Annotated in this window: 1 protein-coding gene; it reads left to right on the top strand. The window is 73.1% G+C overall.

Annotation, left to right across the window (positions count from 1 at the left end; all coding sequences use genetic code 11):
• A partial coding sequence (locus tag ACSNOK_RS36375; protein ID WP_436784920.1) for a ferric iron reductase occupies positions 1-234 on the top strand: 234 nt, incomplete at both ends.

Genomic DNA, 234 nt, shown 5'->3' with positions numbered 1-234 from the left:
CTGCTGCGCTGGCCGGCGCGCGAGCTGGCGCACTCGCTGCTGAGCGCCGTCTTCGCGGGCCACTTCCGCTTCCTCGCGCCCCTGGTGGAGGAGCATCTGGGCGTCCCCGAGGCGGACTTCTGGTCCCTGGTGCGCGCCGAGGTCGGCCGCTACCACGACCGCCATCCCGAACTCGCCGACCGGTTCGAGGAGTTCGGCCTGCTCGCGCCCTCCTTCGACCGGGTCGCCCTCAAC

The organism is Streptomyces sp. URMC 126 (assembly GCF_051386555.1).
Lineage (GTDB): Bacteria > Actinomycetota > Actinomycetes > Streptomycetales > Streptomycetaceae > Streptomyces.
This window is presented reverse-complemented; position numbering and strand designations above follow the sequence as displayed.